Genomic DNA, 26039 nt, shown 5'->3' on the forward strand with positions numbered 1-26039 from the left:
GGGATCAGGGCTCTGCCAGCCCGGTGTCGATGCCGCTGGTCACGGCCTCGCCATCCGGTTGCAGGTGCCGCCAGATGATGATCGCCGCGGTGTGGGTGAAGGCCGCGGCCAGTTCGAGATCCATCGCATCCGGCAGTCGGGGATGTTGGAAATACATCGCCAGGGAACCGAGGCTCTCACCGTCCGCAGTCTTGACCGGAAAGGACCAGCAGCCACGGAAGTCGTATTGACGTGCCATCCACGCCCGGGATTCCCAGAGCGGCTCCTCCAGCACATCGCGGGTGATGACCGGCTCACCCAGCGCGATGGCCAGCCCGCAGGCCAGCGAATCAAGGGAGATCGGGCAACCCTCCACGTCCCGGGCGTAGCGCTCCGTCATACCCACCACATGGCTCAGACCCGTGCTCTTGGAGAGAAAGAAGGCGCACCGGCGCTGATCACCCGCTTCGGCGATCAGGGCCTGGATCAGAATGCCCAGCGACCGGCGTAGGCCTTCTCCCCTCATGGCGGACTGGAAGGCGTCCTTCTGCGCGGTAAGCCATTGCTGACTGCGTTTCAGCTGGCGTTCGCGTTCACGCAGTGCCAGCTCCGCCTGGGTGCGCAGGGTGATATCGGCGAAGGTGACGGCGACACCGGCGACGGCTCGCGGATTGCCCGTATCCGGGTAGATTCGCCGCAAAAACCAGCGGCTGTCCCGGGACTGCACCACCGCCGTGCGGGGCTCGCCATCCTGCAACACCTGCCGAATGTCCTCGAACAGCTCGGGATCCTGGAATTTCGGTACCAGATCCCGCACATGCCGCCCGGTATCGGCCTGTTGCAGCGGCAGCAGGTCGGTCATGGCCGGGGTGAACCAGAGGATCTTCAGCTCGGCATCCAGGCAGAGGGTCATCACGGCGCCGGAGGACAGGACCCGCCGCTGCATCTGCAACTGCCCGATATGGTCCTGCAGCGAATCGTTCGCCCGGTTCAGGTCCTCGTTGCTCAGTTGCAGCTGGTCGTTGGTGTCCTTGAGTTCGTTGTTCAAGGCCTTGAGTTCTTCGGTGAGCGCCTGCAGCTCCTCGCGCGAGGCTTCGAGCTCTTCCTGGGAAAGACGGATCGCTTCACGCCAGTCCGCTTCCTCTACCACCCGGGTGTCATCGAAAACGTCTGGAGACGCGGGTGTCCCCGCGCTCCCTGACTGACGGATGAAGGACACCAGCACCTGATCCTGTTGACCCGGACCGTCCAGGGGCGTGATGCGCAAGGTGACGCTCAAGGTGGCGTCGAAGCGATCCGGCAAGCCCGCGACCAGCGTTGGCTCGCCACCGTGCAGGGCGCCGGTGAGGTGATGGCGCAGGGTGGCGACCCAGGGGCGGGGCACCAGATCGAGCAGTCGGTAACTCGGTTCGCCGACCGGCAGGCCGAGAAACGCCTCGGTGTTGCCGTACAGGCGCAGCACCTGCCCCTCGACGTCGATCAGCACCGAGGGCAGCTCGAAATGTTCGAGGGCCGTGCGCTCGGCTTCGAGGGCGCGCGCTGTCCGGCCGGATCGTCGCCGGGGCAGGGTGGGCGGCGGGCCTGGCAAGGGCCCTGCCTTGCGATGGAGATTCCAGCGCAGGGCCACGGGTTCGAAGCCGAAGCGATGCAGGGGATAGGCCTCGCTCTTGCCCAGCAGCAGATAGCCGCCAGGCCGAAGCGCGCCGTGCAATAGCTGCAGCACGAAGTCGATGGTCTCGGGTTCGAGGTAGATCAGCAGATTCCGACAGCTGATCAGATCCATCGCGGCGAACGGCGGATCGAGCAGCAGGTCCTGCACCGCGAAGACCATGCGCTCGCGCAAGGAGCGCCGAACCCGATAGGCCCCATCGACGGCATAGAAGAATCTTTCCAGACGTGCGGGTGATAGCGTCGCCAGCTCTCTGCCGCGATAGGCGCCACGGCTGGCCTGGGCCAGCATCTCCGGGGCCGGCTCGGTGGCGAACAGCTGGGCTCCGGTGGTGCAGCCATGGGCGGTACGCAGTTCGTCGAGCAACATCGCCATCGAATAGGCTTCCTGCCCCGTGGAGCAGGCGGGGATCCAGATGCGCAGGGGCTCGGTCGCCGGACGCTTCAGCAGCGGCAGCAGCACCTCTTCGCCGAGTACGTCCCAGGCGTCCGGATCGCGAAAGAATTCGGTGACATGGATAGGGATGCCCTTGACCAGGGCCACCAGCTCGGCGGGGTCGTCCTCCAGCAGCGCGGCATAGTCGCCGAAGGCCCAGACCCGGCGTACATCCATGCGCTGCTGGATGCGCCAGAGCAGGGGGGACGTCTTGTAGCCGCTGAAGTCGAACGCCGCCTGGCGGCGGATCAGTTCCAGGATCTGCTCCAGGGTCGTTGCCAGGGGGGTCGGCTGGGTCGTGGGCTCCGGCCAGCGGTACTCCGGCGCGGCGCAGCCGATCAGATAGCGCGCGATAGCGGCGATGGGCAGGGCCAGATGATGCAGACCGCGCTGGGCGATGGCGTTGGGCATGCCCTGATGGGCGGCCGTCAGCGGATCCTGGACGATGACCGTGCCCCCGCACTGGCGGATGTGGATAGCCCCGGCGGTGCCGTCCATGCCACTGCCGGACAGGATCACCGTGATGGTACGGGCGGCCGCCTGCGGCGAAAGGCTCTCCAGGAAGGCATCGATGGCGTCGGTTTCCGGCCGTCGCTGCCCACCTTCGGCTGGGCGCGTGTGAAAACGCTGGTCTTCCAGGGTCAGGATGGCGGCGGGCGAGGGCAGATGGACAGTGCCGGGCTTGGGGTGGGTGTCACTCGCGGCCGTCTCGACCGGCATGGCTGACCAGTTTTGCAGGAGGCTGCGCAGACCACTGGAGCTGCTGGGCGGTAGATGCTGCAGCACGACGAAGGCGAAGGGCAGCTGGGTGCCGATGGCCTCGAACAGCTGCTGCAGCGCGGTGATGCCGCCGGCGGAGGCGCCGATCACGATGAGCGGGGGAAGCGCGACAGCCTCCGATGGGGACTGGAGTCTGGTCATGGGAGAGTCCTTGGCGGTGCCCCGGGCGGGGGCATCGGGGCGAGGGGCGGCCACAGGAGCGGGTGGCGCCGGATCCCTACCAGCATACCGTCACCCCGCCTTTGCGCCAGCGAAGCGGCGCCTTCTCGCGCCCGGTTGCCCGCTAACGGCGCCCATGGAGCAAGCCATAGAGCACCGGGATCAGCCCCAGGGTCACCAGGGTGCCCAGCGCCAGGCCGCCGATCATGCTGATGGCCATGCCCGTCCACAGGGGACCGGCAAAGAGCATCAGCGGGATGAGACCGAGGATGCAGGTCAGCTTGGTCATGATGATCGGCCGCAGGCGCTCGCCGGCGGCGTCGAGCAGCGCCGGCACCAGGGGCTTGCCGGCCTGGCGTTCGGCTTCTATGCGTTCGAGCAGCAAGACCGCGTTGTTGACGATGATGCCGGCCAGGGACAGCAGTCCGAAGGTGGCCATGAAGCCGAAGGGATGGCCACTCAGCCAGAGCGCCAGAGCCACGCCGATGAGGATGAAGGGGATGCTGGCAACGATGATGAGCACCTTGCGCCAGGAGTCGAATTGCCAGAGGAACAGTAGCAGCATGGCCACGGCGGCCAGCGGCAGGTAGCGCAGCAGGGCGTCGTTGGCGGCGGCGGAATCCTCGCTCTCTCCGCCCAGCTCCAGGCGGTAGCCGGGCGGCAACTGCAGGGTCGGCAACTGGGGCGCGAGGGTGGCGACCAGGGTGGCGGCGGTCATGCCGGGATTGCGCGCGCTGACCGTGAGGGTGCGCTGCAGATTGCGTCTGACCTTGACCCCGGCCTCGCTGGCCAGCTCGATCCGGGCCACCGCCGCCAGCGGCAGCGGCGCGCCGCCGCCCTGGGGATAGACCAGCAGGCTGCCTGGATCGCCGTCAGGGGCAGGGCTGCGCGCGGCGATCTCGACCGCATACTGGCCATCGCGCAACCGGGCGCCGCTCAGGCCGTCGCCGGCCAGTTGCAGCGTCTGGGCCAGGTCGCGCCGGTCGAGTCCGGCGGCGCGGGCCCGGGCCGGGTCGACCTCGACCTGATAGCGCAGCAGCCGCGGACCCCAGTCGTCCTGGATGTCGCGGGTCCCGGGGACGGCGGCGAGCAGGTCGGCAAGATCGCTGCCCAGCTGACGCAGGACCGCCTCGTCCGGCCCGCTCAGGCGATAGACCGCCAGGCCGCTCTCGGTGGTGCCCAGGGAAAAGCGCTTGGGCTGGGCGCGCACCTCGGGATAGCCGCGCGTCAGCTCATTCCCGAGGCGCGTCATCACTTGGGCGAGATCGGCGTCCGGGCGAGTGGTCACGGTGAAATAGGCGACATTGGGACCGGGCAACGGCGGATTGAGTCCCAGCACGATGCGCGGCCCGCCGTCGGCGACGTAGCCGATGCTTTCGACGATATCGGCATCCGCGCCCAGCCAGCGACTGAAGCCCTGCATGAGGTCCAGGGTGCGCTCGGCCGAGGTGCCGGGTTCCAGCTGGACGGGGATCTGGAACTGATTGCGATCCGAAGGCGGCAGGAAGTCGTAGGGCAGGCTGAGCACCTTGAGGGTGGCCAGCACCAGCAGCCCGAGCATGGCCAGCAGATAGGCCAGCCGGTGCCGTAGCAGGGCTTCCAGCACCCGGCGATAGCCGCGGTGCAGGGCGCTGTCGGTGCTGGCGCCGGTATGGGTGGGATCCGGCACCAGGCGCAGGCAGAGCAGCGGCGTCACCGTCAGGCTGAGCGCCCAGGAGCCCAGCAGGGTCAGCGCCAGCACCACGGCCAGGGACCTCAGGTATTCGTTGGTGCTGGTCTGGCCGAGAAAGAACGGCGAGAAGGCCAGGATGATCACCAGCGAAGAGGTCAGCAGCGGGATGGCCAGGGTCCGGCCGGCGGCCTCGCAGGCGGCGCGCCGCTCTTCGCCGGCGCGCAGGCGTCGTTCGATGTCTTCGGCGATGACGATGCCGTTGTCCACCAGCAGTCCCAGCGCCAGGATCAGCGCGGCGATGGACACCGTCTGCAGTTCGATGCCCAGGGCGCGCATGACCAGCAGGGTGGCCAGCACCGTGAGCGGCACGATGGCGCCGACGATCAGTCCCAGGCGCCAACCCAGGAACAGCATGACCACCGCCATGACGATCACCATGGTTTCCATCAGCACGTGCTGCATGCGCGCCATGGCGTGATGGACCACCTCGGCCTGGAAGGTCACCCGGTGCAGGGCGAACCCGGCGGGCAGACTGGCCTCCAGGGCCTTGAGCCGGTCGTGCAGCGCAGCGCCGAAGGCTTCCACGTTGCGTCCCGGGGTCATGGCGATGCCCAGCACCAGGGCGCGCTCGCCGCGATAGAAGGCGGCGCTGCGCACCGGCTGCGCGGGTTCGACCCGCACCTGGGCCAGCTCGGCCAGGGGCACGGCGCGGCCGTCGGCCAGCTGGATCGGCACGGCGCGCAGCGCGGCGGGATCGGCCAGTTCGCCGCCGATGGCCAGGCTCAGCGTACGGTCGCCCTGGCGCAGGCTGCCGCCGCTGACCAGTGCGTTGCGCGCCCGCAGCTGCGCCAGCAGGGCCTGGGGCGAAAGACCGGTCCGCGCCAGGGCGGTGGCGTCCAGGTCGAGGGTGACGCGGTCTTCCTGCAGGCCATAGAGGGCGATGCGATCCACCCCGGGCAGATCATAGAGCGCCCGACGCAGCCGTTCGGCTTCGTTGCGCAGTTCGCTCGGGCTGAAGCCGGGCGCGGTCACGGCGATGGACGCCACCGCCACCCGGCCGAAGTCGTCGTCCACCACCGGCCCCTGGGTGCCTTCGGGCAGCTCTTGCGCCACCTCGGCGACCTTGTTGCGCACCCGTTGCCAGAGCGCCGGCAGGTCCGTGATCTCGTCCCGTGCGGTGAGCTGGACGATGGCCTGGCCGGGTCTCAGGGTGGTCACCAGGGTCTTGAGTTCGGGCAATTCGCGCAGCCGGTCTTCCAGCGGCTTGGCCAGCAGCTCTTCCACCCGGTCGCTGGGCAGGCCGGGCAGGGCGACGCTGACCAGGGCGTCGCGCACCGTGACGCTGGGCTCCTCCTGGGAGGGAAAGCCGAGAAAGGCATAGAGACCGCCGAGCAGCAGGGCCAGGGCGACAAAGAGCACCAGGCGACCCCGGCGCAGGGCGAAAGCGGTCAGGGACATAACTTACTCCCCCGTGAGCACGGTGCCGGGCCGATAGGGCAGCACATGCTCGCCCGCGCGCAGGAAGGCGGCGCCGGCCACCACGATCTGGTCACCCTCGGCGAGACCGCTGGCGATCAGCGCCTGGCCCTGCTGCAGGGCCGCCACCGTGACCGGGCGCGGTTTCACCTGCTGGGTCTCCGGCTGGTAGACATAGACCTGACCGGCGCTGCCGCTCTGACCGGGCAGCAGCGCGCCCAGGGGCACCGCTAGCTGCGCCTGGGCCGGCAGCGGCAGACGCACGTCCAGCAGGCTGCCGCTGGGCAGGGCCGGTGCTTCCTGGTCGAGGGCGAAGACCGCTTCCTGCAGCAGGCCCTGCTCGGCACGCGGCGAAAGACCGACCAGCCGGAGCGGCAGGGGCGCGCCGTCGCGCGTGGCATAGGCCTGGGCCTGAGTGCCGGGCGCCAGCCCCTGGGCCAGGGCGGCCGGCACCTGCACCACCACCTGACGTTCGCCGTCGGCCTGCAGCCCGAACAGGGTCTCGCCCGCGCCCACCAGCCGCAGCGGCTCCGGCGCGCGCAGGACGATCTGGCCAGCGAAGGGCGCTATCAGCCGGGTCTGGGCCAGGGCGCGGCGCGCCAGGGCCAGTTCCGCCTCGGCGCCTCCTTGCTGGGCCTGGGCCGCACCCAGGGCGGCGTCGGCGGCTTCCAGCTCGGCCTTGGCCAGGTTGCCGTCGGCGAACAGCTGCCGAGCACGCCGCTGCCCGGCGCGGCGCTGGTCCAGCTCCACCCGAGCGGCCTGCACCCGAGCGCTGGCCTGGGCCAGGCGCAGACGTGCCGGTTCGGCGTCCTGCTCGGCGAGCAGTTGCCCGGCCGCGACCCGGGCACCCACGTCTACGGCCACCCTCAGCACCCGGCCGCCATTTTCGAAGGCCAGCGCCGAGCTGTGCCGCTGTCGCACCAGGCCGGGTAGCAGCGGGGCCTGGGCCGCAAGCCGCGCGACCGGCGCGAGCTTGACGGTGCGCAGGGGCACCGGACCGGGGCGTTCATCCGGTGAACAGCCGCCCAGCAGGGGCAGCAGCAAGAGGAAGGTGAGGGCGGAGGTCAGGCGCGGGCCGGGCATGGCGGGCTCCAGGATCAGAAGCTGTAGGTCAGGGCGACTTGGGCGGTGGTGGCGGTGGCGCGCTGCCGCAGCGGGCTGTCGCGTGCCTGGTCGCCGTAGTAGGTGGTGGTCAGGGTCGCCACCGAACTCCAGTGCGGATCGAAGGCGTGCAACCAGTTCAGCGCGGCGGAATAGGCATAGATGCCCCGGTCGAGCCGCGCCGGGGCGAAGCCGCTGGCGGCGCTCTGGGCGGCGGTGACGCCGAAATAGGTCTGGTTGAAGCGGCGGTCACCGGCGTGGGCGTCGAGATCCAGCGCCAGGGTGTCCTGGTCGGTGTGCAGGCCGATGGCTTCCACGCCCAGGCGATAGCGATTGCCGCGCTGGGCCCCGGCCAGTCGCCATTCGCCCTCGGCGTTGAGGCTGAGCCAGGGCGCCAGGGCCTGGCTCAGATTGAGGTCCAGCACCGTGGCGCCGTCGACCTCGCCCATACCCTTCAAGCGGTCGGCGCCTGGCCGCGAGGCGTTGTCGCGGTCATCGCGGCCGAAGTCGTAGTTCAGGGCGCCGCTGAGGGTCAGTCCCTGGGCCGACTGCCATTGCAGGCCGAGGCCGCGACTGGTGTCGGCAAAGAAGGGTTCATGCTGCACCACCACCAGCGGCAGCAACTGCGGCCGGTAGGCAGCCGAACCCATGTAACGACTGACCGCGCCGGCCACCAGGCCGAGGCTGACGTCGGTGTGGTCGCCCCAGGGCGAGGCGTCGGCCGCCTGGCCGGCCAGGGGTGTCAGGCAAAGCAGCAGCGGCAGCAGGGTGGTGCGGGTCATGGCGAGTCCTCTCAGGTGGCGGAAGGGTGGTCGAGGCCGTGCAGGGCGCGGTACAGGCGCAGGCGATTGAGGCGCAGGGCCTGGCCGGTCTGGCGCAGCGCCTCGCCTGCGCGCAACCCGTCGAGACCGGCCTGCAGGCTGGCGCCGGGATCGCCGGCCCCGGCCTGCCACTGGCGCGCCAGACGCTGTCGGCGCGCCTGGCTCAACTGCAGCTGGGCGGCCAGGGTCTGCCGCTGCGCGAGCAGCAGGCGGCGCTCTTCCAGGCCTTCGGCCAGTTCGCGAAAGGCGTCCTGCAGGGTGCGTTCGTAGGCGGCCAGGGCCAGGTCGCGAGCGGTCCTGGCGGCGTCCAGGTTGGCCTGGTTGCGCGCGCCGTCGAACAGCGGCAGGGACAGCGACGGCGTCAGCAGGCGCAGCCCTTGACCGGCGCTGAACAGGTCCTGCAATTGCGGACTGGCCAGGCCCACCGCGGTGCTCAGGCGAATGCTCGGGAAAAAGGCGGCACGGGCCGCGCCTATGCTGGCGTTGGCCGCCTGCAGGCGCTCCTCGGCCGCGCGTACGTCGAGACGCTCCAGCAGGCGGCTGGAGGGCAGGTCGGCCAGCTCGCCCGGCAGTTCCGGCGGCGGACCGGCCGGGGCAGGCGCAGCGCTGGGCGAGGGCGCCAGCCGGTAGCCGGTGACCCAGGCCAGCGCCCCATAGGCCTGGGTGCGTTGGCTCAGGCGCTGTTGCTCCAGTTGGCGTGCGTCCAGGGCGGCCTGGGTCAGGGGCTCCAGGGCAGCCGGGGCCAGGTCGCCGGCGGCGATGCGTGCCCGGGTCCGCTGCACCAGCTCATCGCTGAGGGCCGCCATGGCCTGGGCGCTGAAGACCTGGGCATCGGCCTCGCGGGCCAGCAGGAAAAGGCGCGCCACCTCGGCTACCAAGGCGCCGCGCGCGGCCTGCTGGCCATAGGCGCTGGCCAACAGCTGGTGGCGGGCCTCTTCGCCGAGGCTGGCTACCCGCCCGAAGAAGTCCAGTTCGAAGGCGTCCACGCCGAGGGTGGCGGTGGCCAGGTCCTGCTGGTAGCGCTCGTCCAGCGCCTGGTCGGCGAAGCGCTGGCGCGGCCGCTGCACCGCCAGGCCCAGGGTGGGCCAGCGGTCGGCCTGGCGCGCGCCCAGCTGCGCCCGCGCCTGCTCGACCCTGAGCTGGGTTATCCGGTAGTCTCGATTGCCCGCCAGCGCCTGGCCCACCAGCTCTGGCAGGAGAGCGTCAGCGCTGACCGCGGCCAGCAGTTGGCGCTCGTCAGGGCTGAGGTCAACGCCCGCCGCGGGGGCAGCGTCCTGCCGCTGCCACAGCCCCTGGTGCGCGGGAACCGGCAGGGGCGGCCGCTGGTAGTCGGGAATCAGCGAGCAACCGCTGAGGCCCAGCAGACCGATCAGCAGCAACTGGCAGGTGATGGAAGCGGCGAGTGAAGGCATGGCAGGCGGACCAGGTGCAAGGCATGGGTCGCAGCCTAGGGACGCCGAATCAAGATTCCTTCGGCGAATTGTCTAGATTCGATCAAGAGAGCGGACGTGGGCGACAAACTCATACTCATCGTCGAAGACGACGCCGACAGCGCCAGCGTGCTGGAGGCCTATCTGCTGCGCGATGGCTTCGCGGTCGTCCTCGCCGAAGACGGCCGCCAGGGGCTGGAACTCTTCCAGCGCGAGCGACCCGATCTGGTGTTGCTCGACATGATGCTGCCGCGCCTCGGTGGCACCGAGGTGCTGGCACAGATCCGCCGCGCCGGGGATACCCCGGTGATCATGGTGACCGCCATCGGCGACGAGCCGGAAAAGCTCGGCGCCCTGCGCTATGGCGCCGACGACTACGTGGTCAAGCCCTACAACCCCAAGGAGGTGGTGGCGCGGGTGCACGCGGTGCTGCGTCGCTGCCACCAGGCGCCGCGCGATGACCGCTGGCTGCGCCATGGCGCCCTGACGGTGGATCTGGAACGTTTCAGCGCCACTGTCGAGGCACGGGCCCTGGAGCTGACGCCCACCGAATTCGGCCTGCTCGCCACCCTGATGCGCACTCCGCACAAGGCCTTTACCCGCGAGGAATTGCTGGAGCGCTGCCTGCCGGAAAGCGAAGCCCTGGCGCGGGTGGTGGACACCCACCTGCACAACCTCAGGCGCAAGCTGGAAGCGGCGGGCCTTCCCGGCGTGCCGGTGACGGTGCGCGCCATCGGCTATCGCTTTTCATGAAGCGCCAGGCCCCGCTGGGGCGCTGGGTCGGCTGGCGCATGAGCCTGCTGGCCCTGGGCGCCGTTCTCTTGATCGCTGCCGGCATGTACCTCTGGTTTCTCTTCGGCGACTGGTGGGTGCTGCGCCAGGTGCCCCAGGCGGCGCGGGCGGAAATCCTCCAGCTGCGCGCCGATCCACAGGAAAACGAGGCGCGACTCTGGGCGCTGTTCAGCCACTACTATCCGGTGCGCTATTTCCTGCCCGGCATCGCCAGCCGCGACTGGTGGGTGCTGGCGGGGCTGCTGGCGGCGGCCGTGCCGCTGATCCTGCTGGCCGGCTTTCGGCTGTCACGCCCGCTGTCGAGCCAGTTCTCCGCCATCGCCGCGGCGGCGCGGCGGGTGGCCTCCGGCGATCTGGAGACCCGCCTGGAGGTGGCCGAGACGGCGCCGGCGGAATTGCGCCGCCTGGCGCTGGACTTCAACAGCCTCACCGCGCGGCTGCAGCAATACGAGCGCGACGTGCGGGATTCCAGCGCCATCCTCGCCCATGAGCTGCGCACCCCGCTCAACGCCGCCTCGGTGCGGGTGCAGGGCATCCTCGACGAGGTCTTTCCCGCCGATGCCCGCCAGTTGCAGATGGTCAAGCGCCAGCTCGACCTGCTCAACACCCTGGTGGGCGATCTGCACACCCTGTCGCTGGCCGAGGCCGGGCAACTGGCGCTGGATCAGCGGCCCTTCGCCCTGGCGGCATTGGTGGAAGAGCGGCTGGCCTGGTTCGCGCCCCAGCTGCAGGCCGAGGCCATCCAGCTGCGCCTGGAGCTGGATCCCCGCCAACGGCTGTACGCCGACCGCCATCGCATCGGCCAGTTGCTCAACATCCTGCTGGAAAATTTCCTGCGCTATGGCGCCAGCGGCGGCGAACTGGAGATCGTCCAGCTGGCCCTGGCCGAGGGCCTGGTGCTGGAATTCCGGGATCGCGGCCCAGGCATCGCCGAAGCCGATCGCGAGCGGGTCTTTCACCGCTTCTGGCGCGCCGACAGCTCCCGGGCACGGCACCTTGGCGGCAGTGGCCTGGGCCTGTCCATCGCCCGCGCCATCTGCGCGGCGCATCAGGGCCGCATCGTCGCCCTGGGGCGCGAGGGTGGGGGGACGGTCATGCGCATCGAATTGCCGGGACGGCTGTCCTAACGCGGCGGACGTCTGGAACGACTTCCCCTGTCTGGGCGACAGGGGCAGCGGGGCTCAGGCGGAGGCGTCGTCTGCGGGAGCGGCAACGGTCTCGGCCGCTGCAGGCGCTTGCGCTTCGGCAGGCGCGGCGGTGTCCGCCTTGGCCTTGGCCTGCTCACGGCGGGCCTGGGCGCGCTGGCGGCGTGCCTGCTGCTTGGCATAGACCGCCTGGGAGGCGGTCACGGTGCCAGCCGGCTGGCCATCCAGATCCAGGCGCGGGGCGTTTTCGGTCATGGCCGCCCAGTAGCGGGTGCCGCGACACCAGGTGGCGATCGACTGCTTGAGCTGGTCACCGGTGATGCCCAGGCGCTCCAGGTGCTGCTCGGCGTCCTTCAGGATGCCTTCCTTGAGCGGCACCTTGGGTGCCGGATTGACCGGGAAGGCCAGCGGGAAGTGCTTTTGCAGACGGCGGATGCCTTCGACCACCGGATCCTGCTCGCGGGGCTTCTGCTCGCGGGGCTTGGCTTTCGGTGAAGGTCTCCGCGCCGGCCGCTCGTTGCTCTCGGTCTTTACCTGCGCTTTTTCGGCCCGCAGGCGGTCGCGTAGTTCAGCTAGTTGCTCAAAGCCCATCGTTCAGCTCACCGCTCCAAATAGAATTCACGTGCAAGGGTAACCCATGCCGGGCTTGGACCGCGCCAATCGCAGATCGGCACGTCCAAGGCTGGCGGCCCGTCATTCTAAAGGCTGGTTTGCCGCTCGTGCATCCTTGGCGGCGTCATTCCCGGCGGATGGTGTGCCCTGCTGGGCGTTTTCTAGCCGCCTCCGGTCAGGCGCGACACCCATTGCGCCAGTCGCAGCTTGAAGGGCGAATAGGGCGGCAGCAGCAGACGAACGGCCAGCAGCGGACCGGCGGCGAGCACGCTGCGCTCGTGGGAAAAGGTGCGAAAACCGGCCTGGCCATGGGCGCTGCCGCTGCCGGAGTGATTGACGCCGCCAAAGGGCAGGTGCAGCTGGGTGTACTGCTGCATGCACAGATTGAGGCCGACGCTGCCGGAGCTGGTGCGGGCGATGACTCGCTGCTGGATGTCGCGGTCGCGACTCCAGAGATAGAGCGCCAGGGGCTTGGGCCCGGCGTCGATGCGCTGCAGCACCTCTTCCAGGTCGTCGTAGGCGATCACCGGCAGGAGCGGACCGAACAGCTCCTGGCTGTCCAGGGGGCTGTCGATGGCCGAGCAATCCAGCAGGGTCGGGGCGAGATAGCGCCCGGCCACATCGTGCGCGCCGCCATGGATCAGCTGCGCACCGGCGGCCCGGGCCTGTTCCAGCAGTCCGATCAGCTGGCTGGCGTGGCGTTGATGGATGAGTCGGGCGTAGTCCGGGCTGGCCGCGGCATCGGTGCCGTAGCGCTGCACCAGCAGGGCGCGACAGCGCTCCTTGAAGGCCGGCAGCAGGCGGCGGGCGACGAAGACATGATCGGGCGCCACGCAGGACTGGCCGGCATTGAGGAATTTGCCCCAGAGCAGCAGCTCGGCGGCGGCGTCCAGGTCGGCGCTGGCGTCGATGATCGCCGGCGACTTGCCGCCCAGCTCCAGGGTCACCGAGGCCAGGTGCCGGGCGGCGGCCTGCATCACCAGGCGGCCCACGGCGGTGGAGCCGGTAAAGAAGAAGTGGTCGAAGGGCAGCGCCAAGAGCGCCTGGGCGGTGGAGACATCGCCTTCGCAAAAGGCCACGGTGTCCGGGGTGAAGGCCTCGGCCAGCAGTTCGCGCAGCACCGCGTTGACCGCCGGGGTGAATTCCGAGGGCTTGAGCATCACGCTGTTGCCAGCCGCCAGCGCCGACACCAGGGGGCCGAGCAGGGTGGAGACCGGGTAGTTCCAGGGGCCGATGATCAGGCAGCGCCCGCGCGGCTGGCTGTGGATGTGCGCCGGGCAGCCAAAGGAGGTCAGGGTCGGGCGCACCCGCCGTGGCTTCATCCAGCGGCGCAGGTGGCGGCGCGCGTGCTGGATCTCTTCCAGCACCGGCATGATCTCCGACAGTTCCACCTCCACCTCGGGCTTGCCGAAGTCCTGGCGAAAGGCGGCATAGAGCGCCCCCCGCCGCGCCACCAGGGCGCCATGCAGGCGCTGCAGCAGGCTCAGGCGCTCGGCGGCGCTGGAACCGCGCAGGGCCAGGGCACGCGGTCCCTGGGCGGCGAACAGCCGCTGCAGCATCTCGGGGTCGACCAGGGCGGGAGCGGGATCGGGGAGGAGCGCATTCATGGCAGCAGTCCGCAAGGGGGCAGGAAGGGGACGATACGGCGACGTCGGCAGTATTCAGCCTGGGCGCTGCCAGCGCCAGCGCGGTACCGGCCGGGGGCGGCGGGCACTGAGGGCGAGCACGGCCGCCAGCCCCAGGGCCAGCAGGGCGAGCAGGGCGCTGGTGAGCGCGGCCGGTCGGACCGCGGCGCCCTGCAGCCAGAGCGACGCCAGCGCCGGGCCGGCGGCGCAGCCGAGCAGTTGCAGCGAAGGCACCAGGGTGGCGACGCGGCCACTGGCGTCCAGTCGCAGGGCCAGACTGATCTGGAAGGGGGTGAGGGTCTGCCAGAGAAAGGTGAAGGTCAGGCACAGCAGCACGAAGCTCAGGTGCGCTCCCGGCGCCAGGCCATAGATCAGCGCGGCCAGGCTGCCCAGCGTCAGGGTCGCCAGGGTCAGGGTGGTGGCGGCCGGCAGCCAGGCCACCAGGACCGCGCCGGCCAGGCCGCCGAGCAACTGGGCGGCGAAGCTGGCGGCGATCAGGGTCTGGGCCTGGCTGGCGTCCAGTCCGAGGGCTTCGCCATAGGGTTCCAGATAGGCCCAGAGCGCGCCGATGGCCGCCAGCTGGCAACCGACGAAGGCCAGCAGCAGGGCCTGGGGCAGTCGCCATCTATGGCGGACCGGCGCGCTGCCAGGGACGTCCACTGCCGCCAGCCGGCGTGGCAGGGCGACGGTCAGCGGCAGGGCCAGGGCGGTGACGCCGGCCAGCAGCCGGAAGCCGCCGGCGCTGCCCAGCCGGGGCAGGATCCACAGCGCCAGCAGGGCGGCCAGCAGGCCCTGGCAAAAGGTCTGCAGTGCCATGAACAGGCCGGACAGCCGCTCGGCGGTGGGTTGACGGACGATCAGCGCCACCGCCGCCCAGAGCAGCAGGCCTTCGCCAAGGCCGGCGAGGGCGCGCAGGCCGAGCAACGGCAGATCACCGCTGGCCTGGGCGCTGGCCAGGTCGGCGGCGACCGCCAGCAGCGTCGCCGGCCACAGTACGGCTGGCAGCCCCAGGCGCGGGCCCAGGGCCTCACCGGCGATCACGCCCAGGCCCAGGGCGACGATCTCGCCCATGGCCACCAGGCCGAGGCCGTCGAGGCTGGCCCGGCCACTGGTGAACAGCTCGCCGAGCAGCAGCGGCTGCAGGCCGAGGATGAGCAGCGCCAGGGAGCCCAGCAGCAGCGCGGCTTGGACCTGGCGAGGCGGAGCGGGCGCGGTGACGGTCATGGGGTCTACCTTCGAAGAGTGGCTAGTAACCACGGCTTTCCGCCGGCAGCCGGCCCTGACGAAAGGCCTCGGCGGCGGCGCGCTGGTCGCGCTGGAGTCGGCGGGTGGCGATCAGCACCACCCACCAGGGCAGGCGGGTGAGCACCGCGCCGGTGGCCTGGGCCAGGGTGTAGGCCTTGGCGCATTTCTCGAACAGCTCGGCATTGAGGGCGGCGCGACTGGCGGTGGTCCCCAGGCACATTGGCTGGCCGCCGAGCAGCTGGACGTTGCCGCGCGCGGCCAGGGCCTCCGCCAGGGCATCGCCCTGGGCCACCGCGGGCGCCATCCGCCCCAGGTGCCGGGCCTGCTCGTCGAACAGCTCCGGCAATTGGCCGCCGAAGTCCGCCACATGCTGCCCGTAGCGCCCCGCGCCCTGGATGATGGCGCCGACATCCGGTCGCGACCGGTAGACGAGTGCATGATCCAGGGCGGCGCCGCTGCGGCGGGCCAGCTCGATCTCGCAGGGTGCGGCATCGCCCAGGGTGCCGTACCAGAGACTCGCCGCCCCCGGTATGCGCACCGACAGGGCCAGGGCCGAGCGCTCGCCCTGGCGGGCCAGACGCTGCTGCAGATCCAGCCATTGCTGGCGCGATTCGGCTTTCATGGGCGGCCTCATACCAGTTGGAAGACCCGGTCGAAACGCTCCAGGGCGTCGTCGATCACGGCGTCGGTGTCGGCCAGGCTGGTATAGATGCGACTGCCGGCCAGGGTGATGAGGCCATGGGCGGTGTAGGCAGCGCCCATCTCTTCCATCATGTGCTTGCGCGCCTTGGCCTCGTTGCGCACCCGCAGCAGCTTGAGCGGATTGCCGGTGTCGAGCAGCAGCACCCCGGAGGTCTGCAGGTGGACGATGGAGCCCAGGTTGTAGGCGACATAGGGCAGGTTGCGGCGCTGGATGATCTCCTCCAGGCCCTGGCGCAGTCGATCGCCGGCGCGGCCGGCCTGGCCGGCTGCGTCGAGGCGCTGGATCTCCTTGAGGGCGTAGTAGCCGGCCACGCAGCACAGCGGATTGGCCGACAGGGTGCCGCCGACGAAGGCGCGCTTCGACGAGGTGCCGATGCCGCCCACCAGCAGCTGCATGACCTCGGCCTTGCCGCCCAGGGCCCCGGCCATGGGATAGCCGCCGGTCAGGCATTTGCCGAGCACGGTGAGGTCCGGCAGCACCTTGAAGTAGCCTTGGGCCCCGCCCATGCCGGCGCGGAAACCGGTCACCACCTCGTCGAAGATCAGCAGGGCGCCGAATTCGTCGCAGAGCTTGCGCACCTCGCGGTTGAAGTGCGGATGCACCGGGCGAGTACCGCTCTCCGGGCCGAAGGGTTCCAGCAGCACCGCCGCGGTGCCGCCGCGCAGGCGATTGAATTGCAGCCGCCGGCGCAGGGCCTCGAGGTCGTTGGGCGGGCTTTCCTGGGTGTGGGCGGTGGCGCCCCGGGGAATGCCGAGGGCCTCCATGCGCCCGGTGCCGGGCAGGCGCATGCCGTACACCAGCTGATCGCTCCAGCCGTGGTAGGCGCCGCCGATCTTGATGATCCAGCGGCGCCCGGTATAGGCCCGCGCCAGACGTACCGCGGCCATGGCCGCCTCGGTGCCCGAGCCGAGCAGCCGCACCTGGTCGATGCCGGGTACGCTCTGGCAGACCAGTTCGGCGAGCTTGACCTCGTATTCGTGCAGCAGGCCGGTGACCGGGCCGCACTCGGCGAGGATGCGCTGCACCTGGTCGCGCACGCCGGGATGATTGGAGCCGAGCAGGGTGGGGCCGCCGGCCTGCAGGAAGTCGATGTACTGGTTGCCGTCGACGTCGGTGAGGTGGGCGCCCTCCGCCCGGGCGATGGCCAGGGGGAAGGGATGGTTGAACGCCAGGTTGTGCTGGATGCCCCCGGGAATGAAGCGCTTGGCTTCTTCGGCGAGCCGCCGCGAGCCCTGGCAGCGCTCGTCGAAATAGCCCATGACCTTGGCCAGCGCCTCGCGGCGCAGCGGGCGCATGGGCTGTTTGACCAGGGCGTCGAAACGGCGATAGAGCGTCTCGGTATCCGGCCAGGCGGAAATCGCCGGAGGCGTGGGTACCAGGGGCGGCGGGGTGGTCAGGGGCTGATTCATGGCGGACCTCAGGACGGGAGGGAGGCGGTGAGGGTGGTCAGCAGGCGCTGGCGCGCCAGGCTGTCGGCTGCGGAGACACCTGGGCGGCTGGCGATACGACCGACCAGGTAGTGCTCGCAGAAGGCTTCCAGCTGCTCCAGCACCGCCAGGGTCTGGCGCGCGCTGGCGCCGTAGCAGAGCACTCCATGGTTGCGCAGCAGATAGGCCGGGCTCTCGGCGCTCAGGGCGCGATCCAGGCGCTTGGCCAGCCAGCCGGTACCGGAGGGGGCATAGCCCACCAGCGGCAGGCGGCGGCCCAGTTCGGGCCAGCGCTCGGGATCGTCGACGCTCAGGGCCTCGCCCAGCAGGGTGCAGGCGCTGGCCAGCGGCTGGTGGGTGTGCAGGCTGCAGCCCGCCGCCGGAAAGCGCCGCAGCACCCGGGCGTGCAACCCGGTTTCCACCGAGGGCGCGCGATCGCCTTCGAGCTGGTGCAGATCGGCCAGGCGCAGGATGCAGACGTCTTCCGCGCCCATCTGGTAGTAGTCGAGGGCGGAGGGGGTCACCGCGATGCGCTCGGCGTCCAGGCGCAGGGCCAGGTTGCCGCCGGTGGCGGCGAAGAAGCCGCGGCGCACCAGGTGCAGGCAGAGATCGACCACCTGTTCGCGCGCTTCGAGGGTATCGCTCATGGTCGGGCTCCCTGGTTGGGGTTGAGGCGGCGATAGAGCGGCGCCAGGCGCCGGCGGACTTCGAGAAAGGTGGCGTAGCTGTCGTCGTAGCGCGCCCGCGCCTGGGGGCAGGGCTGGTAGAGCCGCGGCGGTCGCTGCAGCGCCGGCACGTCGCTGAAGGCCAGGGCGCCGATGCCGGCGGCGGCGATATAGGCCGAGCCCCGGGCATTGGCCTGGATCGGCGCATCGGGCTGGGCGATCACCTGGCCGGTGACGTCGGCCATGATCTGGCACCAGAGATTGGACTGGGCGCCGCCGCCCACCGCGGTGATCCGCTCCGGCCGGCGGCCGAGGAAGCGGCCGAAGGGTTCCAGCATCCAGCGGGTGTTGAGCGCCACCCCTTCGAGAAAGGCGCGGATGATGTCTTCCCGCGTGTGCTCCAGCGACAGGTTGATCAGCGCCGCGCGCAGGCTGGGATCGTCCACCGGGCTGCGCTCGCCATACAGCCAGGGGGTGTAGAGCAGCCCGCGGGCGCCGGCCGGCACCCGGGCGGCGATGCGGTCGAGCAGGGCATAGAGATCCGGGTGCTGTTCGTCGCTGAGGAGTTCGTCCGGGTGGTAGAGCACCTTGTCGCGCAGGAACGACAGGTTGGCGCCCGCCGCGGTCTGCAGCGCCATGGCCAGGTAGCGGCCCTTGACCGCGCTGGGCACGGCGGCCATGTGGCGCAAGACATCGGACTTCTTGAAGGGCACATGGGCGCCCAGCCAGGAGGAGGTGCCGAGATAGAGGTGCGGCGCGAAGTCTTCTACCGCCGAACCCACCGCCACCGCCGAGGTGTCCACCGAGCCGGCCACCACCGGGGTGCTGCGCGGCAGGCCGAGCTGGTCGGCCACCGCGCCGGTCAGGGTGCCGATCACCTCCGCCGAATCCACCAGGTCGGGCAGCTTGTCGCGGTCGAAGCCCAGGGTGCGGATCAGCCCGGCGTCGTACTTCACCTGGCGCGAATCGCGATTGTCGGTGATCCAGGCGGTGCAGATGGAATCGGCGGTGGCGCAGCAGCGACCGGTAAGGCGCAGATTCATGAAGTCGAGGACATTGAGAAACTTCACCGTGCGCGCATAGCGCTCCGGCTGGTGGTCCTGCAGATAGGCGATGTGCCCGGCGGAATCCTTGCCCGACAGCGAGGGCGCGCCGCCGGTGAGGCGGATCCAGCGCCACAGCTTGAAGGGCGAATACCCGGCCACCTTCAGCCGGCCACCGCCGACCCGCCGCACCACCGATTCGGCGCCGCGCATGTCCAGCCAGAGCAGCGCCCGGCCCAGGGCCTGACCGTTGGCGTCCACGCACACCGTACCCTCGGTCTGGGTCGAGCAGCACACCGCCACCACGCGCCGCCGCCGAGCCGGATCCGCCGCCAGCAATTCGCCGGCGCCGCGCAGGAAGGCCTGCCACCAGTCCTCCGGCTCTTGCTCGGCGCTGTGGCCTTCGACGTGCAGGGTGACGCCGTGGAAGGTCCAGGCGACCACCTCGCCGCCGAGGGTGACCAGCGCGCTCTTGCAGCCGGAGGTGCCGAGGTCCACCACCAGCACCAGGCCGTCGAGGGCGGTGGCCTGGGCCGGGGCGGGCGGCGTGGCGAAGACGTGAGGTTTCATGGGCGTCGGCTCAGAAGGGACGGGCCACGGACAGCACCCAGCGGGCCTCGTCCGTCGCGCGCTGATGGTCGCCGTCTTCGGCGATGTAGAGTTCGCGTGCCCGGGTGTGGGGGCTCAGGTAGTCCAGGCCAAAATCGAAGCCCCAGTGGCGATGCACCAGGCCGACGCCGTAGTCGCTGAAGTTGGCCTCGGAGAAATTGCGGATCTGCTGGTAGCCGGCGTGCAGCTTGAGGCTGGTGCGCGGGGTCAGCTCGTAGCGATAGTCCAGGTCGTAGAGCAGGCTGCCGCGGGAGTTGTGCTCGCCCTTGGCATAGCACTCCAGGCCCTTGGTGGGATCGGGGTTGAATTGCAGCTGGGCGCCGCAGACGCCGGCGGTGTTGGCGCCGCGGTAGTTTTCCGAGAGCACGTTGAGGATGCGCCCCTGCAGGGCCCCGTAGCCGATCTCCAGCACGGCGAACTGGCTGTTGTAGTTGGTGTTGCGAAAGCCATCGGGGGCGCCGGTCTCCGGATCGATGCGGCTGGGCGCCTTGAAGTGGGCGCCGGGAAAGAATTCCCCTGCCAGGCCCACGCCGAAGTGCCAGGCTTCCGGATCGCCGAAGCGGTAGCCGCCAGCCAGCAGGACGTTGGCACCATCGCCGTCGAGGAACTGCTTCTTGCTCACGCTGCCGATTTCCGCCAGGCCGATCAGGCCGCTTTCATGGGCGAATTCCACGGTGACCTTGGCCCCTGGCCGATTGAGCGAGTCCGAGATGCCGCGGTTGCGCACGTCCGAGAGCAGGCGCGGGGTGATGGTCAGCGCATAGCTGGCCAGGTCGTCATCGGCCTGGACCGCGCTGCCGAGAACGCTCAGGCACAGCAGGGCCGCCGCCTGGGTGCGGTGAAGAATCCGGTTCATGGGGTCGCTCCTTGCGGTGGCTTAGCTGCAGTGCGGGGTGGCGGGGAGGGTGCTCAGCGGGGTGAGCTGTTCGGTCTTGCCGAGCACCTCGGTGCCGACATAGGCGCGGATGTTGAGGTCGTCGCCCTTGCGGCGGACGTAGCCCTTGTATTTCTTGCCATCGCGCGGATCGAACACCCAGCCGTCGCGCCAGGTACCTCCGTCGTCACGCGTCATCTGGAAGACCCGCGTGCCGCAGGTATCGCTGGCCTTGCCGGCGTCCTTGTCCCAGACGATGGTGCCGCACAGGGCACTGGCGTTGTCGGCGCAGGGCGTGACCCTGACGGCGGCGCCCTGGTCGGCGGTCAGCCAGAGGCCCTGGACCGGTGCGGCGTCAGCCGCCAGAGCGGGCGCCAGGGGTAGCGCCCAGAGGGCGACGGCGAGCGCGAGGGGTGTTTTCATGGAGGTGGCTCCTGCTGTTTGTTGTGGTTGTGGCTGGAGGCAGTAAGGGCAACGCGGTTGCTGATATGATAGTTATCGCTACACGATAGTTATAACTATCATTTTACTGCCCATCAAGGTGTTTTTTCGTCTAAACGAGAGCTTTTTCATGGTCGCCAAAGAGTCCGCTCCATCCTCCCGCGCCACGCCCAAGGCCCGCCCCAGCCAGCAGCGGGCAGCGGAAACCTACGAACGCATCCTGGCCGCGGCGGCGGAGGTGCTCTGTCAGGTCGGCATCGAGCGGCTGTCGACCAATCTGGTCTGCGACTGCGCCGGGCTGACCCCGCCGGCGCTCTACCGCTACTTTCCCAACAAGTACGCCCTGCTGGAGGAACTGGGTCGGCGCCTGCTGGAAAAGCAGAATGCGCAGATAGACGGGCGGATCAATGCCGAGCTGCTGGCCGGTCCTTTGGAGCGGGTGGAAGACGTCTTGACCGGGCTTTTGCTGGATACCTACCGGGTCACCGCCGAGACCGCCGGTGGCATGTGGATCCTCAAGGCGCTGCGCGCGGTGCCCTCGCTGGAGCACGTGCGCCTGGATTCGCACCGCCGGGTCGCGGCGCAGCAGACGGAGTTGCTGGTGCTGCTGCTGCCCAGCGTGCCGCCGGCCGCCGTGGCCCAGGTCGCGCGGATCGTGGTCGAGCTGATCCACTCCACCGTGGAGCTGCTGTTCGATGAAGAGCTGCCGGCGGAAAGCACCTGCCGCACCGTCGCCGCCATGCTCAGCGGTCATCTGGGGCGCCTGCGCGACGGCTGAGCCGTTCGCCCGCCGGAGCGAGCATCAGTGGGGGACTCAGGTCAGAATCGGCAGGCGTTTCACCACTGTCGAGGCCCGTCATGCCTGATCTGGATATCGCCACCTACATCGCCGCCTGGCCCAGCCTGCGCCTGGAAGCTGCCCCGCCCTGGACGCTAACCGGTGCCTGCGAGCACCAGGTCAGGCTGCTACTGGCGCGGCTCGGTCCCGGCTATCGGCGCCAGGGCGACAGCGCTATCCATGAGACCGCGGTGGTGGAGGCGGGCGCGGTGCTCAAGGGGCCGGTCATCATCGGGCCCGGCACCCTGGTGGCGGCGGGCGCCTATCTGCGCGGCGGTGTTCATCTGGGCGCCCACTGCGTGGTGGGGCCCGCCTGCGAGCTGAAGAGCAGCCTGCTGCTGGACGGCAGCAAGCTCGCCCACTTCAATTTCGTCGGGGATTCGCTGATCGGCAGCGGGGTGAATCTGGAGGCGGGCGCCATCGTCGCCAACTACCGCAATGAAAGTGACGGCGCGGTCATCCGCATCCGCCACGGAGACCGGGTGATAGACACCGGGGTGATCAAGTTCGGCGCCCTGATCGGCGACAATTGCCGGCTGGGCGCCAATGCGGTCATCGCGCCGGGCGCGCTGCTGTCGCCCGGCACCCGGGTCGCGCGGCTGGAGCTGGTTGACCAGGGCGTGCCTTAAGGCGAGTCGGGCGCCGCAGTGCCCTGGCCAGCGAGATAGGCGTCGGTGGCTTCCAGCGTCGCATAGGCGAAGGCCAGCGCCGCCATCAGGGCGGCATGCACCTGGGCCGCCGGCACCCGGACCCCGTTGAAGTCCAGATCCAGGGTGGCGCAGGCGTCATGGATCACGGTCACGGCGTAGCCCAGATCGGCCACGGCGCGGACGCCGGCGTCGATGCACATATGGCTCATGGCACCCACCACCACCAGCGATTCGATACCGCGCTCGTCCAGCAGTTGCTTGAGATTGGTTTCGCGAAAGGCATTGGGATAGTGCTTCACCACCACCGGTTCGCCGGCGCGGGGCACGACGGCGGCCTGGATCTCGACGTCATCGCTGCCGGGCACGAAGATCGGCGCCTCGGCGCTCAGCGACAGATGCTGCACATGGATCACCGGCACGCCCTGGTCGCGGGCGTGGGCGATGATCCGCGCGGCATTGGCGACTGATCCTGCCGCCCAGTCTGGCCGAGCCGATTTCCCCGGCCGCCGCCGCGCCCTATCGTGACTGGTTGCGCCAGCAGCATGGCGAAGGCGTGCGCCTGGCCTCGATCTGTGCCGGTGCCTTCCTGCTGGCGGAAACCGGTCTGCTCGATGGCCGTACCGCCACCACCCACTGGCTGCATGTCGAGCGCTTCGCCACCCGTTTCCCCCGCGTGAGTCTGGACGCCGACCAGTTGCTCATCGACGGCGAGGATCTGGTCACCGCCGGCGGTCTCATGGCCTGGACCGATCTCGGTCTGCGTCTGGTCGATCGCTACCTCGGCGCCAGGCGGATGCTCGACACCGCGCGGACCCTGGTCATCGACCCGCCTGGCCGACAGCAGCGCTACTACAGCGCCTTTTCGCCGCGCCTGAACCACGGCGACAGCGCCATCCTCGCCGTACAGGAATGGCTGCAGGCGACCGGCGCCCAGGACCTCGCCCTGGACACCCTGGCCCAACGCGCCGGACTGGAACCTCGTACCTTTCTGCGCCGCTTTCGCCAGGCCACCGGCATGACCACCACCGCCTACGGCCAGCAACTGCGCGTCGGCCGTGCCCGCGAGTTGCTCCAGGCCAGCCGCCTGCCGCTCGAACGGGTCGCCTGGGAGGTCGGCTACAGCGATCCAGGCGCCTTCCGCAAGGTCTTTACCCGGGTCGTGGGGCTGAGCCCGGGGGATTACCGGCGGCGGTTTGGCGGATTGGCGGGAAGCGGACGCTGAGGGCGAGGGCGGGGCCAGCCGACCGCCACCCCGGCGGTCCCACGGGCGGTTTTCGGACGGCCAAGGACCCGCTGAGCGCAGCTCGTCCAGAAAGCCGTAGCTGTGATCGGAAAGGCCCGCCTGCAGGAATCCGTTGTCGCCAAGCGCAACGGTAGAATCTGCCGGTACCGATCCTTTTGGGGCAGCTGCCGAGAGCGGTAGGGCAGGCCCGGTCTCAGGTGTTCACCCTCTATCTACCGACGGATGCCCGGTGCGCGGAACGGGCGATTCGTCTCCCTGTTTGAACTGAGCCCTGATCCATTCCTCCACAGAAAGAGTACAGATGACGGTGCCTCCAGCTTCCGCGAGGCATCGATCCGAGCGCCGCGCGCTCAGAGATGACAAGCCCCATGCAGGTAACAATGAGTCAAGATCCAAACTTTCAGCTGCTGTTCGAGGCGCTGCCTCACCTGGTCCTGGTACTGACGCCTGGTCCCGATTTCATCATGGTGGCGGCCAACGAAGGGCGGGTTCGCGGTACCAATACCCGACGGGAGGACTGCATAGGTCGCTCGATTTTCGAGGTGTTCGGCCGCAACCCGGACGGGCAGTCGGAGTTCGGCGCCGGTGTGCTGCGGGCCTCGCTGGAGCGGGTGGTGCAGACCGGCAGACCGGATCGCATGGCGATCACCAAGTACGACATTCCCCGGCCAGCCAGCGAGGGGGGTGGTTTCGAGGTCCGTTACTGGAGTCCGCTGAATGTCCCGGTGCTGGATGACCGGGGCGAGGTTCGCTACATCATCCACCAGACCGAAGACGTCACTGACCAGGTGCTGGCCGAGCAACATTCCCGCACCCATCTGAAGCTTGCCGACGAGCGCTTTCGCGCTGCCCTTCTGGCCTCCGAGGCAGGCATTTTCGACTGGTACATCGATGAACACAGCTTCTATTGCGATAGTGCCTTGCAGCAGCTGTTCGGCTTGCCGGACGTCCTGACCTCGGAACCCGTCGAGCGCTTCCTCGACCATGTGCATGTCGCTGACCGGGGCATCGTCAGAGCGGCGCTGGCGGAATGCGTCCATGGCAAGGATTTCGTCGTGGAGTTTCGCCTGAAGCGCGACGCAGGCAGACAGTGGCTCCTGAGCAAGGGCAAGGTCTTCCGGGATGCCGCCGGCAACCCGTCCTACGTCACCGGCACCTGCGCGGACATCACCGCGCGCAAGCAGGCGGAAAAGGCCTTGTCCGACCTCAATGAAACGCTCGAGGCGCGGGTCGCGGCCGAGGTGGCGGAGCGTTCCCGCGTGGAAGACACCCTGCACCAGGCGCAGAAGATGGAGGCCGTGGGTCAGCTCACCGGGGGTATCGCCCATGATTTCAACAATCTGCTCACCGGGGTCATCGGCAGTCTGGAGCTGATGCAGCGGCGTCGGCGCAGCGGTGACGAGACGAATGACGAGCGCTACATCACGGCGGCGGTCACCTCGGCGCAACGCGCGGCGGCCCTTACCCAGCGGCTGCTGGCCTTTTCCCGACGCCAGACCCTCGATCTGAAACCGCTCGAGGTCAATCCCCTGGTGGCGTCGCTGGAGGACCTGCTGCACCGCACCACCCGGGAAGACATCACCGTCACCACGCACCTGGCCGCGGGCCTGGCGCTGGTGCGGATGGACGCCAACCAGCTGGAAAGCGCCGTGATCAACCTGGCCATCAACGCCCGCGATGCCATGCCGGATGGCGGCACCATCACCATCACCACTGCAGCCGTGCATCTCACGCCGGAAGAGGGTGCCGCGATGGATCTGGCCGAGGGTGATTACGTGACGCTTACCGTGGCCGATACCGGGGTGGGAATGACGCCCGAGGTGCTGGCCAAGGTGTTCGAGCCCTTTTATACGACCAAGCCGATCGGGCAGGGGACGGGCCTGGGGCTGTCCATGGTGTACGGCTACATGCGTCAGGCCAACGGCGGGGTCCGCATCCTGTCCCAGCCGGGGAAGGGCACCCAGGTGCAACTGTACATGCCGTGCCTGGGCGGTGACCTGGACATCCTGCCCAGCGAAGAAAGCCGCAGCGCACCCCTCGGCGTCGGCGAGGTGGTGCTGGTCGTCGAGGATGAGGCCGTGGTGCGGTCGCTGATCGTGGAAGTGCTGGGCGAACTCGGCTATCAGACCCTCGAAGCCGGGAATGCCCAGGAAGCCATGCCGTTCCTGGAAAATCCCCAGCGCATCGATCTGATGATCTCCGACGTGGGCCTGCCCGGCATGAATGGCCGCCAGCTGGCCGATCTGGCCCAGGCCAACCGCCCGGAGCTCAAGGTGCTGCTGGCGACCGGCTATGCGGAAGGCTCGAACGTGGAGGGTTATCTCGCTGCCAACATGCAGATCATCACCAAGCCCTTCGCCATCGATGCGCTGGCGAACAAGATCAGCGAGATGTTGAATCCGGCGGGTTGAGGAGAGCCCGGGGACGGGCTTGCGCGACTGCCCGCGTTCGGCCATCCGGGCTGTTCCCCGCGCAACAGTTGTCCGGGGAACTGTTCGGTCAGGGACTTCCAGGCGGCGAGGTTTTCACTTAAGTCACTGATATAGCAAGATTTTCGCGCTGGCACGGCATGTGCTCCAGCTCAGGGGCCACCTTTAAGGGAGTC

At 69.4% G+C, this 26039-nt stretch carries 19 protein-coding genes and 2 pseudogenes; 6 read left to right on the forward strand and 15 right to left on the reverse strand.

All coding sequences use genetic code 11. From position 1 onward, the window contains the following. Positions 1-4 precede the first annotated feature (4 nt). The 5 genes from OXS31_RS06725 to OXS31_RS06745 all read right to left on the reverse strand — a co-directional run bounded on the left by OXS31_RS06725 (position 5) and on the right by OXS31_RS06745 (position 9504). The gene (locus OXS31_RS06725; RefSeq protein WP_267398400.1) at positions 5-3004 is read right to left on the reverse strand and encodes a chemotaxis protein CheB; all 3000 of its coding nucleotides are present in this window, start codon (positions 3002-3004) and stop codon (positions 5-7) included. A gap of 142 nt (positions 3005-3146) precedes the next feature. After that, positions 3147-6152: an efflux RND transporter permease subunit gene (locus OXS31_RS06730; RefSeq protein ID WP_267398401.1), complete on the reverse strand. Its 3006-nt coding sequence runs from the start codon at positions 6150-6152 to the stop codon at positions 3147-3149. 3 nt (positions 6153-6155) lie between these two features. Further along, entirely contained in the window at positions 6156-7253 is a 1098-nt protein-coding gene (locus tag OXS31_RS06735) for an efflux RND transporter periplasmic adaptor subunit (protein WP_267398402.1), read from the reverse strand. A 14-nt stretch (positions 7254-7267) separates the two neighbouring features. Then, positions 7268-8053: a MipA/OmpV family protein gene (locus OXS31_RS06740; RefSeq protein ID WP_267398403.1), complete on the reverse strand. Its 786-nt coding sequence runs from the start codon at positions 8051-8053 to the stop codon at positions 7268-7270. A gap of 11 nt (positions 8054-8064) precedes the next feature. Then, on the reverse strand, positions 8065-9504 hold the full coding sequence (locus OXS31_RS06745) for a TolC family protein (protein WP_267398404.1): 1440 nt from the start codon (positions 9502-9504) through the stop codon (positions 8065-8067). Between the two features lie 96 nt (positions 9505-9600). Here OXS31_RS06745 and OXS31_RS06750 point away from each other — a divergent pair, with 96 nt between their 5' ends. Next, positions 9601-10275, forward strand: coding sequence for a response regulator (locus tag OXS31_RS06750; RefSeq protein ID WP_027602071.1), 675 nt, complete (start codon positions 9601-9603; stop codon positions 10273-10275). Then, the gene (locus OXS31_RS06755; RefSeq protein ID WP_267398405.1) at positions 10272-11441 is read left to right on the forward strand and encodes an ATP-binding protein; all 1170 of its coding nucleotides are present in this window, start codon (positions 10272-10274) and stop codon (positions 11439-11441) included. Before OXS31_RS06750 ends, OXS31_RS06755 begins: the two co-directional genes overlap by 4 nt. A gap of 54 nt (positions 11442-11495) precedes the next feature. Here the strand turns inward: OXS31_RS06755 and OXS31_RS06760 are convergent, their stop codons facing one another. The 9 genes from OXS31_RS06760 to OXS31_RS06800 form a co-directional block, all read right to left on the reverse strand. After that, positions 11496-12050 (reverse strand): ProQ/FinO family protein, encoded by a 555-nt coding sequence (locus OXS31_RS06760; protein ID WP_027599636.1) that lies wholly within the window; start codon positions 12048-12050, stop codon positions 11496-11498. 182 nt (positions 12051-12232) lie between these two features. Further along, positions 12233-13678 carry an aldehyde dehydrogenase family protein gene (locus OXS31_RS06765; protein ID WP_267398406.1) on the reverse strand — a complete coding sequence of 482 codons (1446 nt, stop codon included), beginning with the start codon at positions 13676-13678 and terminating at the stop codon, positions 12233-12235. 54 nt (positions 13679-13732) lie between these two features. After that, entirely contained in the window at positions 13733-14920 is a 1188-nt protein-coding gene (locus tag OXS31_RS06770; protein WP_267398407.1) for a hypothetical protein, read from the reverse strand. A 22-nt stretch (positions 14921-14942) separates the two neighbouring features. Further along, positions 14943-15563 (reverse strand): hypothetical protein, encoded by a 621-nt coding sequence (locus tag OXS31_RS06775; RefSeq protein ID WP_267398408.1) that lies wholly within the window; start codon positions 15561-15563, stop codon positions 14943-14945. Positions 15564-15571: 8 nt separating this feature from the next. Further along, the gene (locus OXS31_RS06780) at positions 15572-17053 is read right to left on the reverse strand and encodes an aminotransferase class III-fold pyridoxal phosphate-dependent enzyme (protein WP_074582751.1); all 1482 of its coding nucleotides are present in this window, start codon (positions 17051-17053) and stop codon (positions 15572-15574) included. Between the two features lie 8 nt (positions 17054-17061). Continuing rightward, positions 17062-17718 carry a class II aldolase/adducin family protein gene (locus OXS31_RS06785; protein ID WP_027599633.1) on the reverse strand — a complete coding sequence of 219 codons (657 nt, stop codon included), beginning with the start codon at positions 17716-17718 and terminating at the stop codon, positions 17062-17064. Further along, positions 17715-19349 (reverse strand): FGGY-family carbohydrate kinase, encoded by a 1635-nt coding sequence (locus OXS31_RS06790; protein WP_115945492.1) that lies wholly within the window; start codon positions 19347-19349, stop codon positions 17715-17717. The genes OXS31_RS06785 and OXS31_RS06790 overlap by 4 nt, the downstream gene beginning before the upstream one ends. 10 nt (positions 19350-19359) lie before the next feature. Beyond that, positions 19360-20244 carry a TorF family putative porin gene (locus tag OXS31_RS06795; RefSeq protein ID WP_115945493.1) on the reverse strand — a complete coding sequence of 295 codons (885 nt, stop codon included), beginning with the start codon at positions 20242-20244 and terminating at the stop codon, positions 19360-19362. Positions 20245-20265: 21 nt separating this feature from the next. Continuing rightward, positions 20266-20685, reverse strand: a complete 420-nt coding sequence (locus OXS31_RS06800) for a DUF2147 domain-containing protein (RefSeq protein WP_115945494.1) — start codon at positions 20683-20685, stop codon at positions 20266-20268. 148 nt (positions 20686-20833) lie between these two features. Between OXS31_RS06800 and OXS31_RS06805 the strand changes: the two genes are divergently transcribed. Beyond that, entirely contained in the window at positions 20834-21481 is a 648-nt protein-coding gene (locus OXS31_RS06805) for a TetR/AcrR family transcriptional regulator (protein ID WP_007158625.1), read from the forward strand. An 80-nt stretch (positions 21482-21561) separates the two neighbouring features. Beyond that, a complete protein-coding gene (locus OXS31_RS06810; RefSeq protein ID WP_115945495.1) occupies positions 21562-22170 on the forward strand; it encodes a DapH/DapD/GlmU-related protein in 609 nt (202 codons plus the stop codon). On the opposite strand, the pseudogene OXS31_RS06815 reads toward OXS31_RS06810, so the two are convergent. Beyond that, positions 22167-22649: pseudogene (locus OXS31_RS06815) on the reverse strand (cysteine hydrolase family protein); the annotation flags it as partial. The gene OXS31_RS06810 and the pseudogene OXS31_RS06815 sit on opposite strands and share 4 nt — an antisense overlap. 5 nt (positions 22650-22654) lie before the next feature. Between OXS31_RS06815 and OXS31_RS06820 the strand changes: the two are divergent. Both OXS31_RS06820 and OXS31_RS06825 read left to right on the forward strand, forming a co-directional pair. Then, positions 22655-23413: pseudogene (locus OXS31_RS06820) on the forward strand (helix-turn-helix domain-containing protein); the annotation flags it as partial. Between the two features lie 401 nt (positions 23414-23814). Next, positions 23815-25845 (forward strand): PAS domain-containing sensor histidine kinase, encoded by a 2031-nt coding sequence (locus OXS31_RS06825; protein ID WP_267398412.1) that lies wholly within the window; start codon positions 23815-23817, stop codon positions 25843-25845. The last annotated feature ends 194 nt before the right edge of the window (positions 25846-26039 follow it).

Source organism: Pseudomonas sp. GM_Psu_1 (assembly GCF_026544185.1).
GTDB lineage: Bacteria > Pseudomonadota > Gammaproteobacteria > Pseudomonadales > Pseudomonadaceae > Chryseomonas > Chryseomonas oryzihabitans.

Excerpts from the sequence above, each read along its gene's own strand:
- OXS31_RS06725 (WP_267398400.1), bottom strand. The coding sequence starts at position 3,004 with ATGACCAGACTCCAGTCCCCATCGGAGGCTGTCGCGCTTCCCCCGCTC.
- OXS31_RS06730 (WP_267398401.1), bottom strand. The coding sequence starts at position 6,152 with ATGTCCCTGACCGCTTTCGCCCTGCGCCGGGGTCGCCTGGTGCTCTTT.
- OXS31_RS06735 (WP_267398402.1), bottom strand. The coding sequence starts at position 7,253 with ATGCCCGGCCCGCGCCTGACCTCCGCCCTCACCTTCCTCTTGCTGCTG.
- OXS31_RS06740 (WP_267398403.1), bottom strand. The coding sequence starts at position 8,053 with ATGACCCGCACCACCCTGCTGCCGCTGCTGCTTTGCCTGACACCCCTG.
- OXS31_RS06745 (WP_267398404.1), bottom strand. The coding sequence starts at position 9,504 with ATGCCTTCACTCGCCGCTTCCATCACCTGCCAGTTGCTGCTGATCGGT.
- OXS31_RS06755 (WP_267398405.1), top strand. The coding sequence starts at position 10,272 with ATGAAGCGCCAGGCCCCGCTGGGGCGCTGGGTCGGCTGGCGCATGAGC.
- OXS31_RS06760 (WP_027599636.1), bottom strand. The coding sequence starts at position 12,050 with ATGGGCTTTGAGCAACTAGCTGAACTACGCGACCGCCTGCGGGCCGAA.
- OXS31_RS06765 (WP_267398406.1), bottom strand. The coding sequence starts at position 13,678 with ATGAATGCGCTCCTCCCCGATCCCGCTCCCGCCCTGGTCGACCCCGAG.
- OXS31_RS06770 (WP_267398407.1), bottom strand. The coding sequence starts at position 14,920 with ATGACCGTCACCGCGCCCGCTCCGCCTCGCCAGGTCCAAGCCGCGCTG.
- OXS31_RS06775 (WP_267398408.1), bottom strand. The coding sequence starts at position 15,563 with ATGAAAGCCGAATCGCGCCAGCAATGGCTGGATCTGCAGCAGCGTCTG.
- OXS31_RS06780 (WP_074582751.1), bottom strand. The coding sequence starts at position 17,053 with ATGAATCAGCCCCTGACCACCCCGCCGCCCCTGGTACCCACGCCTCCG.
- OXS31_RS06785 (WP_027599633.1), bottom strand. The coding sequence starts at position 17,718 with ATGAGCGATACCCTCGAAGCGCGCGAACAGGTGGTCGATCTCTGCCTG.
- OXS31_RS06790 (WP_115945492.1), bottom strand. The coding sequence starts at position 19,349 with ATGAAACCTCACGTCTTCGCCACGCCGCCCGCCCCGGCCCAGGCCACC.
- OXS31_RS06795 (WP_115945493.1), bottom strand. The coding sequence starts at position 20,244 with ATGAACCGGATTCTTCACCGCACCCAGGCGGCGGCCCTGCTGTGCCTG.
- OXS31_RS06800 (WP_115945494.1), bottom strand. The coding sequence starts at position 20,685 with ATGAAAACACCCCTCGCGCTCGCCGTCGCCCTCTGGGCGCTACCCCTG.
- OXS31_RS06805 (WP_007158625.1), top strand. The coding sequence starts at position 20,834 with ATGGTCGCCAAAGAGTCCGCTCCATCCTCCCGCGCCACGCCCAAGGCC.
- OXS31_RS06810 (WP_115945495.1), top strand. The coding sequence starts at position 21,562 with ATGCCTGATCTGGATATCGCCACCTACATCGCCGCCTGGCCCAGCCTG.
- OXS31_RS06825 (WP_267398412.1), top strand. The coding sequence starts at position 23,815 with ATGAGTCAAGATCCAAACTTTCAGCTGCTGTTCGAGGCGCTGCCTCAC.